The following is an 8,318-nucleotide window of genomic DNA, read 5'->3' as shown; positions in this document are numbered from 1 at the left end:
GTTTTAAATTAAACAAAAAAAAACAGCATATTTTTCTCTTATACTACGGTAACGGGTACACGCAATTTACTCTTCGAAGAAAGTTACCGCTCCGGTTTCCAGGTGATATACGCCACCTACTATCTTTATTGCCCCGTCATTTACCAACGCTGCTATCACCGGGCTTTCTGCGGTGATCTGTTTTATTACATGACGTACGTTATGTTCTGTAACATTCGTTACGAATGCGGCATTCTTTCCGTTCCTGTTTTCTGCGGGAGTAGTTGTTTCGCTTTCGATAGCCGGCTTTATTTTGTCCAGCAGCTGGGTGAGATTACCCAGGTGTACACTGTCACAAGCGCCTTTTATAGCACCGCATTGTGTATGGCCCAATACCACAATTATTTTTGTGCCTGCCAGCTGTGTGCCGAACTCCATGCTGCCAAGAACATCCTGGTTGAGCACATTGCCCGCAACACGTATGCTGAATATATCTCCCAGCCCCTGGTCGAAGATAAGTTCCACAGAGGTACGCGAATCCATACAGCTAAGTACCGTTGCAAATGGATACTGTCCGTCTCTCGTAGCATTTACCTGGCTCAGCAGATCGCGGTTAGCCCTCAGGTTGTTTACAAACCGGGAGTTACCTTCTTTGAGGTATTGAAGTGCCGTTGCGGGGGAAAGGCTATTTTGGGATTCCTTCGAATGCTTGTACATATGTTATCGTTTAAATCCTTATAGCCGGCAGGCGTTTTTTCTTTCTGGAAACTAACCGTTCTATGCAGATTGATCTAATGTTTCATTTTGTTTGCTGACCTTATCATAATTCGCCTTTTTTAATGCGGCCAGCTTTTGCCTGAGTGTATTGTTGCTGGTAGCCAGTATCTGCACTGCCAGTAAACCGGCGTTGTGTGCATTATTAACGCCTACTGTAGCTACGGGCACATCACCCGGCATTTGTACGATTGATAAGAGGGAATCCCAACCATCGAGAGAGTTTGAAGATTTGATCGGCACGCCAATTACAGGTAAAGTGGTAATAGCGGCCACCATGCCCGGAAGATGTGCTGCACCACCGGCGCCTGCAATGATGATCTTCAGGCCGCGTTCTTCAGCGGCAGCTGCATAGTCGAACATTTTCTGCGGACTGCGGTGTGCCGATACAACATTGAATTCGTAGTCTATTTCAAACTTCTTTAAAACCTCTATTGCCTGACGCATAATAGGCGCATCGGAACTACTACCCATGATAATGCCTACCTCTACCTGTTTCATATTTTTTAATTTAGAATTTTCCGTATTGTTTCAGCTTTGGACACCACGCTTTCCATTGTGTTGCCTCCAATGGTGATATGACCTACTTTCCTGCCTGGTCTATAGCCCTTTTTACCATACCAGTGAAGATGTACTTCTTCCAGGCTCAACAGCTGCGGCAGCTTTTCCCGGACGTTTGAATCCGGCGAAGCGCTTTCCAGTATATTCATCATTAAAGACGGGAAACGGAGGGCCGTATCTCCCAGTGGGAATCCGAGTATGGCGCGAAGCAGTTGTTCGTATTGTGATGTAATGCTGGCTTCTATTGTGTGATGACCACTATTGTGCGGCCTTGGCGCCAGTTCATTCACTAAAAGCCTGTTATCTTTTGTGATAAACATTTCTACAGCGAGAATACCCACCAGTTTAAGTGCGTCTGCAATTTTTTCAGCGATAGCTGCCGCTTCTTTCCTTATGCTATCATCTATCTGAGCGGGCGCCATCTGGAAATCCAGTATGAACTTCTCTTCAGAAAAAACCATCGCCACCGGGTCATAGCATTTTATAGCGCCATGTTCATTCCGTGCTACAATAACAGCTATTTCCTGTTTAATATCTACCAATTCTTCAAGCACGCAGGGCACATCAAAAGCATTTTCAATATCCGCAGATGTTCTCAGCACCATCACTCCATAGCCATCGTATCCGTCGCGCCGTTTTTTCAAACAGCCGGGCAGTTTATTTTCATACCGGTGCAGGTCATCTTTGCCCTGAACGGCTTCGCCTGGCACTACAGGGATGTTGTGCGACTGTAAAAATTGTTTCTGACTGAATTTATCCTGGATCACTTCAATTGTACCGGGCGTTGGAAAAACCTTTACCCCCTGCTTTTCCAGCTGTCGTAACGCTTCAATATTCACCGCCTCTTTTTCTATTGTAATAACATCGAGTCCCTTGCCAAATTCAAGAACGGCTTCATAGGAAGCGGGATCGGCGCAGAAAAAGGAAGAAGTATAACGTGCACAGGGCGCATTGACATCATTGTCCATTATTGAAACACTGAGGCCAAAATCTATGGCGTGCCGCATAAGCATAGCACCCAGCTGCCCGCCTCCCAGTACTCCTATTTTCAAATTTTCAAACATAATCTTCAGTTAGCTGGCAAAGGTATAAAACTATTTCAAATGATAGCAATACTATAATATAGTATGATATTGGCTTTGAGGATTTTACCACCGGTTACGGGTGAAAGCAAACCTGGTTAATCCAGGTATATAAAAAACTAAGGGTCGCATTAAAAATGCAACCCTTAAACCAATACTTCGTGACCCCGTCAGGATTCAAACCTGAAACCTTCTGATCCGTAGTCAGATGCTCTATTCAATTGAGCTACGGAGCCATGTATTTTGTGAGTGGATGGCAAAGGTAGGAGATTTTTTGAAAATCCCAAATAGTTATTAAAAAAACTTCCGCAATCTTCTGATTTACACTTACTTTTACAGCAATTGTTTAATTATTATACGAAGTGAAGATTCAACTCTGGAGCATAGGAAAAGAACACGATCCCTACATCAGGGACGGGATGGCTGTTTTTCAGAAAAGACTGCAGCATTATGTGGATTTTGAGGTGAAACTGATCCCGACGGTGAAACAGGCAGGCAGTTTATCTGTTCCGGAGCTGAAAAAACAGGAGGCGAAAATTATCCTGGATATGTTGCAGCCTACCGACTTCCTGCTGGCGCTGGATGAGAAGGGCAAAATGATGACGACCGTGCAGTTTGCGGATTTTCTGCAACAACGCAATAACGCCGGCACACGGCAACTGATCATCCTGATCGGCGGTGCTTTTGGCATCGATGATGCGGTATTGCAAAGAGCGCAACTGAAAATGTCGTTATCCCCGCTTACCTTCCCTCACCAGCTGGTACGCCTTATTTTTACAGAGCAATTATATCGCGCCTATACGGTACTGAATAGGGAAAAGTATCATCATCAATAAGTACCTTTATCACTTAAACAAAATGCTTTATGATGTTTTCGATCAGTTTGGTTATTATCATTGTTACCTGCCTCGTATCCTATACTGCCCTTAAAAATTATGACCAGCTGGATAAGATGAGCCTGCAACCCTATATGGTAAAGAATTACAGGCAATATTACCGCTTTATCACTTCGGGATTTGTCCATGCGGATTTTCAGCATCTCATTTTCAATATGCTCACTTTATTTTTCTTTGGTCCTGCCATCGAACGTTTGTTTCTGCAGCTTTTCCAAAGTAAGGTGGTGTATATTTTATACTACCTGCTTGGAATAATTGTGGCTAACATTCCCTCTTACATAAAACACCGGAACAATTCAAACTACTCTTCCCTGGGGGCTTCGGGAGCTATATCTGCAGTAGTGTTTACGGCTATCATGGTAGATCCGTGGAATACTATTTATTTATTTTTCATTCCTATCCCGGCAGTCATTTATGGCGTTTTATTCCTGGCGCTGTCGGCCTACATGTCCAGGAAAGGCGGCGATAACATCAATCATGATGCCCATATGTGGGGAGCGTTATTTGGTATTATATTTCCGCTGATCTTCCATCCCGAACTGGGAACTTATTTCCTGCAAATGCTGATGCACCCGAGGTTTGGACGGTAAATGCAATTGCAGGCAGCGGCTGAGCCGCTGCCTGCAACATTATCCCAACAGGGTGATGCTGATTACTCCTCTTGTTCCGGGAGTGATCTTCACACGGTCGTCTATCCTCATTCCCACCAACCATACAATACGTTTATCTGATTCCAGTACCCATACATTTTCTTTCCGGGGCAAAGACAATTTCTGATCGATCAGGAAACGGCTTACCTTTTTCTTTTTGGGCATCCCCAGCGGGTAAAAATAATCGCCCTGCTTCCATTTTCTCAGGATCAGCGGAAACCTTACCCGGGCGGCATCCAGCCAGGCTGTTTCCGGGGCTGCAGGGATGCCGGCATTACCTCTCTCCTGCTCACGGATCTGCAATTGCCCGCCGCCAAAATGAATATGCTGCTGCCCGGGTTCAATCACCACCAGCGGCGATACTTCCGTTGCAAGTGGCGTAATGAGCAGCCATTGCCGGTTGCGGACAATACGGTGACTGCCTGTATCAACAAATCTGCCGGATTCACTTTCCAGTAATGACAGCACCTGTTGCGTTTGTGCTGATGTACATCCGAAAGTACGGAACAGTTCCCAGGCAATTGTTTGTAACGGCGCCGTTTTCTGCAGCTTTCCTACGGGCACCATCCAGGTATTCCCCTGCTGAAACAGCAACCGTTTACGGTGCCTGGCTAATGCCTCCTGGTAAAGGGATTCGGCTTCCTTCATCCGTTCAATAGTAGCCGCCATATTTTTCACCGCGCCAGGGAATGCCTCCTGTAAGCGGGGGATCACCTGGTGACGGAAATAATTACGTGTATACTTATCAGTTATATTGGAACTATCTTCTACAAAAGAAATATTATTCATGGCCGCATATGCTACCAGCCTGTCTTTTTCCGCAAACAACAACGGGCGGACCAGGTGTTCCTGTTTGGGAAGAATACCGTGTAAACCCGCAATGCCGGTGCCTTTTGCAAAATTCATCAGCGCCGTTTCCACGCTGTCCTGCATATGATGAGCGGTGGCGATGAAGGCATATCCGCTGGCGGCGCGTGTTTCCTCCAGCCAGCGGTAGCGCAGCTCTCTTGCGGCTACCTGTATGGTTACACGATGTTCTTCCACATAGGCATGGGTATCAAATTTCACCACGTGAAGCGGTAACTCCAGGGCTGCCGCCATGTTACGCACAAATGCTTCGTCCCGTTCAGACTCTTCCCCTCTCAGCTGAAAGTTACAATGGGCAATACCTGCATGATAACCGGCCTCTTTAAACAACCTGGCCATTACCACCGAATCCACGCCGCCGCTTACTGCCAGCAGTACCTTTTGCGCAGGATCAAATAAATGCTGACGGGAAATATAGGCAGCGAAATCAATTACTAAATGTTGAGGCATGCGTTGTTTGTTGGATTAATAATATCAGTATAGCAGGTCTTCATAGGCCGATTGTAATTCATTGTATGCATGTCTTTCATTACCGGCTTTAGCCATGGCCATACCTTTTTCATAGATGCCGACAGCGCCGGCATTATCACCCGCCCGCTCCAGTAATTTACCCAGGTGATAATAAGAGCCAACATAACCAGGTTCATGAGCCAGCAATTCTTCAAACAATTGCCGGGCAGTAACATCGTCGTCGAGCTTAATATATTCCAGCGCCAAAGCATGTTTCAGGAAACTGTCGTTAGGCGTGGCCACCAGGAACTGCTTTATTTGTGCGATTCTGTCCATTCAGATATTATTATTTTTTTGTACAATATGTCGATATGTATGACTGATTAAAATCATTTTTCCGCCTGCGGTTGGCTTATATTATTTAGATATATTTGCTATTACCGCATTTTTAAACAAAACAGTTTAAGGCCATGAAGATTTTAGTATGTATCAGCAAAACTCCGGACACGACTGCAAAAATAGCTTTCACGGACAATAACACGAAATTCAATGAGTCTGGTGTACAGTTTATTATTAATCCGTACGATGAATGGTATGCATTGGTAAGGGCGCTGGAGCTGAAAGAAACCATCGGGGCGGATGTGCATCTGGTAACGGTAGGTGGTGCAGATTGTGATCCGGTGATCCGTAAGGCCCTGGCTTTGGGCGGAGACGAGGCGTTCCGTATAAATGCGGATAGTGCAGACAGTTATTATATAGCATCGCAGATAGCGGCGCACGCAAAGGATAAACAATACGATATAATTTTTACCGGTAAAGAAACCATTGATTACAATGGTTCCGGTATAGGCGGTATGGTGGCGGAGCTGCTGGAACTGCCCTATATATCCATTGCAGCTAAATTTGACCTGAACGGCGCCGTTGCTACGGTTAACAGGGAAATAGAAGGCGGAGAAGAAGTATGTGAAGTATCGCTGCCGGTGGTGGTTTCCTGTCAGAAAGGAATGGCGGAAGCCCGGATCCCCAATATGCGCGGTATTATGGCTGCAAGAACCAAACCCCTTACCGTGGCAGAACCTGTTGCAGCAGATGCACTCACCGCTGTTGTAAGCTTTGAACTGCCTCCTGCAAAGGCCGGCGTGAAACTGATCAGTCCTGATAACGTGGAGGAACTGGTGAAGTTACTGCATGAAGAAGCAAAGGTGATCTAACGGTAATCTATCTCTCAACTACTAATTAAATTATTGATGTCTATATTAATATTTGCCGACCAGGCACAGGGTAAGATCAAGAAAGCGGCGCTGGAAGCCGTTCAATATGGAGCAAAAGTAGCTGAACAGCTGGGAACTACCGTCACTGCGCTGGTACTGGGTCCTGTAGATGCAGCGGAACTGGCTGCACTTGGCAATTATGGTGCGCAGAAAGTTTTACACGCTGCGGATGCCCGTTTACATGAAGTGGAAACCATTGTATATACTAAAGTAATTGCGGAAGCAGCCGAAAAAGAAGGCAGTAAAGTGCTCATCTTCCCGCATAACTTTGATGGTAAAGCCATTGCCCCGAGAGTATCTGCCCGCCTGAAAGCAGGACTGGTAGCGGGCGCTATTTCCTACCCCGATACAGCCAATGGCTTTGTGGTAAAGAAAAATGTATTTTCCGGTAAGGCGTTTGCCAATATCAATATTACGTCCGACAAGAAAGTGATTGCCATTATTCCGAATACTTTCCCTGCAAATCCGGGAAGTGGAACAGCCGCTGTAGAGGCCTTCTCTCCTGCTATCAATGATGCTGATTTTAAAGTGAAGGTAGTTAAAACCGAAACCGTGAGCGGTGAAGTGCCGTTAACAGAAGCAGAGGTAATTGTAAGTGGCGGCCGCGGTATGAAAGGTCCTGAAAACTGGGGCATCCTGGAAGACCTGGCAAAGGCGCTCGGAGCGGCTACTGCAAGCTCCCGGCCGGTAGCAGATGCGGGCTGGCGCCCTCATCATGAACACGTAGGGCAGACTGGTTTAACAGTACGCCCCAATCTATACATCGCGGTAGGCATTTCCGGCGCTATTCAGCACCTGGCCGGCGTAAACGGCAGTAAAGTGATTGTGGTGATCAACAAAGATCCGGAAGCGCCGTTTTTCAAGGCGGCAGACTATGGCATAATAGGTGATGCATTTGAAGTTGTGCCTAAGCTTACCGAAGCAGTGAAAAAACTGAAACTCAGTTAAGCGCACAGCTAACGGTACAAGAATTACGGATGAGGTTTTCAATTTTTAAGATCGTGTTGATTTTTCATCCGTAATTCCTGTACCGTAATGCTTATATCATAGATTTATCACTATAGATTTTTTTTAGATAAGGAATATTTTTCTAACTTCACGGTCTTACAAACTATTCAGCGACAACGCAAGACAGATATGAGAAAAATAGAACTGGAAATAGTTGCTTTATCGCACAGCATTACGCAGACTCATTCATATGCCGTGGTACTGGGAGAAGTAAACGGTTTACGCCGTTTGCCTATTGTGATTGGGGGCTTTGAAGCGCAGGCGATTGCAGTAGCTCTGGAAAAAATGCAACCCAGCCGGCCTTTAACACATGACCTGATGAAAAACTTCATGAATGCCTTTAACGTGGAATTACAGGAGGTGGTCATCAGCAATCTGCAGGAAGGCATCTTTTACTCAAAGCTGATCTGTTCTAACAACGATGAAACAATAGAGATAGATTCCAGGACTTCAGATGCACTCGCACTGGCAGTCCGCTTCGGATGCCCTATCTATACTTTCGAAAATATCCTCAACAGTGCGGGGATCCTGCTGGATGACCCTGCCGGTAAAAAGACCAGTAAGCCGGTTACCCCTACCATTTCAGAACATGAAAAAGGCGCCGAAGATGACCTCAAAGCGCTGAATGTGGAGGAATTAACCACACTGCTCCAGGAGGTATTGGAACAGGAAGATTATATCCGTGCTATCGCTATCCGCGATGAGATCAACAGCCGCAAAAGCAAATAATTTTATTTCATATATACACCCTGCAGCCGTACTATACACAGGGGGCTGCCG

Annotated in this window: 10 protein-coding genes and 1 tRNA gene; 5 read left to right on the top strand and 6 right to left on the bottom strand. The window is 45.9% G+C overall.

The genetic code is table 11. The features are described from left to right. Positions 1-66: 66 nt before the first annotated feature. The 4 genes from VN105_RS03825 to VN105_RS03810 form a co-directional block, all read right to left on the bottom strand. Positions 67-696, bottom strand: coding sequence for a carbonic anhydrase family protein (locus VN105_RS03825; protein ID WP_325638097.1), 630 nt, complete (start codon positions 694-696; stop codon positions 67-69). Positions 697-756: 60 nt separating this feature from the next. Next, the gene (purE, locus tag VN105_RS03820; protein WP_325638095.1) at positions 757-1,254 is read right to left on the bottom strand and encodes a 5-(carboxyamino)imidazole ribonucleotide mutase; all 498 of its coding nucleotides are present in this window, start codon (positions 1,252-1,254) and stop codon (positions 757-759) included. 5 nt (positions 1,255-1,259) lie between these two features. Then, positions 1,260-2,378 (bottom strand): 5-(carboxyamino)imidazole ribonucleotide synthase, encoded by a 1,119-nt coding sequence (locus tag VN105_RS03815; protein WP_325638093.1) that lies wholly within the window; start codon positions 2,376-2,378, stop codon positions 1,260-1,262. Between the two features lie 180 nt (positions 2,379-2,558). Beyond that, positions 2,559-2,632 (bottom strand) — tRNA-Arg (locus VN105_RS03810). Positions 2,633-2,758: 126 nt separating this feature from the next. Between VN105_RS03810 and VN105_RS03805 the strand changes: the two genes are divergently transcribed. Then, positions 2,759-3,232, top strand: coding sequence for a 23S rRNA (pseudouridine(1915)-N(3))-methyltransferase RlmH (locus tag VN105_RS03805; RefSeq protein ID WP_325638091.1), 474 nt, complete (start codon positions 2,759-2,761; stop codon positions 3,230-3,232). 29 nt (positions 3,233-3,261) lie between these two features. Beyond that, on the top strand, positions 3,262-3,882 hold the full coding sequence (locus VN105_RS03800; protein ID WP_325638089.1) for a rhomboid family intramembrane serine protease: 621 nt from the start codon (positions 3,262-3,264) through the stop codon (positions 3,880-3,882). 39 nt (positions 3,883-3,921) lie between these two features. Here VN105_RS03800 and tilS read toward each other — a convergent pair whose 3' ends face one another. Together tilS and VN105_RS03790 are read right to left on the bottom strand one after the other, a co-directional pair. Further along, entirely contained in the window at positions 3,922-5,259 is a 1,338-nt protein-coding gene (tilS, locus tag VN105_RS03795) for a tRNA lysidine(34) synthetase TilS (RefSeq protein ID WP_325638087.1), read from the bottom strand. Between the two features lie 24 nt (positions 5,260-5,283). Continuing rightward, positions 5,284-5,595, bottom strand: a complete 312-nt coding sequence (locus VN105_RS03790) for a hypothetical protein (protein WP_325638085.1) — start codon at positions 5,593-5,595, stop codon at positions 5,284-5,286. A gap of 134 nt (positions 5,596-5,729) precedes the next feature. Here VN105_RS03790 and VN105_RS03785 point away from each other — a divergent pair, with 134 nt between their 5' ends. From VN105_RS03785 to VN105_RS03775, 3 genes are all read left to right on the top strand, one after another. Then, on the top strand, positions 5,730-6,470 hold the full coding sequence (locus VN105_RS03785) for an electron transfer flavoprotein subunit beta/FixA family protein (protein WP_325638083.1): 741 nt from the start codon (positions 5,730-5,732) through the stop codon (positions 6,468-6,470). A 36-nt stretch (positions 6,471-6,506) separates the two neighbouring features. Then, positions 6,507-7,478, top strand: a complete 972-nt coding sequence (locus tag VN105_RS03780; protein ID WP_325638081.1) for an electron transfer flavoprotein subunit alpha/FixB family protein — start codon at positions 6,507-6,509, stop codon at positions 7,476-7,478. 189 nt (positions 7,479-7,667) lie between these two features. Beyond that, positions 7,668-8,267: a bifunctional nuclease family protein gene (locus tag VN105_RS03775; RefSeq protein WP_142686951.1), complete on the top strand. Its 600-nt coding sequence runs from the start codon at positions 7,668-7,670 to the stop codon at positions 8,265-8,267. Positions 8,268-8,318: the final 51 nt, after the last annotated feature.

The organism is Chitinophaga sp. (genome assembly GCF_035564935.1).
Taxonomy (GTDB): domain Bacteria; phylum Bacteroidota; class Bacteroidia; order Chitinophagales; family Chitinophagaceae; genus Chitinophaga.
Note: the sequence above shows the minus strand (reverse complement) of the source record. Positions and strands in the feature narration are given on the sequence as shown.

Excerpts from the sequence above, each read along its gene's own strand:
- VN105_RS03825 (WP_325638097.1), bottom strand. The coding sequence starts at position 696 with ATGTACAAGCATTCGAAGGAATCCCAAAATAGCCTTTCCCCCGCAACG.
- purE (WP_325638095.1), bottom strand. The coding sequence starts at position 1,254 with ATGAAACAGGTAGAGGTAGGCATTATCATGGGTAGTAGTTCCGATGCG.
- VN105_RS03815 (WP_325638093.1), bottom strand. The coding sequence starts at position 2,378 with ATGTTTGAAAATTTGAAAATAGGAGTACTGGGAGGCGGGCAGCTGGGT.
- VN105_RS03800 (WP_325638089.1), top strand. The coding sequence starts at position 3,262 with ATGATGTTTTCGATCAGTTTGGTTATTATCATTGTTACCTGCCTCGTA.
- tilS (WP_325638087.1), bottom strand. The coding sequence starts at position 5,259 with ATGCCTCAACATTTAGTAATTGATTTCGCTGCCTATATTTCCCGTCAG.
- VN105_RS03790 (WP_325638085.1), bottom strand. The coding sequence starts at position 5,595 with ATGGACAGAATCGCACAAATAAAGCAGTTCCTGGTGGCCACGCCTAAC.
- VN105_RS03785 (WP_325638083.1), top strand. The coding sequence starts at position 5,730 with ATGAAGATTTTAGTATGTATCAGCAAAACTCCGGACACGACTGCAAAA.
- VN105_RS03780 (WP_325638081.1), top strand. The coding sequence starts at position 6,507 with ATGTCTATATTAATATTTGCCGACCAGGCACAGGGTAAGATCAAGAAA.
- VN105_RS03775 (WP_142686951.1), top strand. The coding sequence starts at position 7,668 with ATGAGAAAAATAGAACTGGAAATAGTTGCTTTATCGCACAGCATTACG.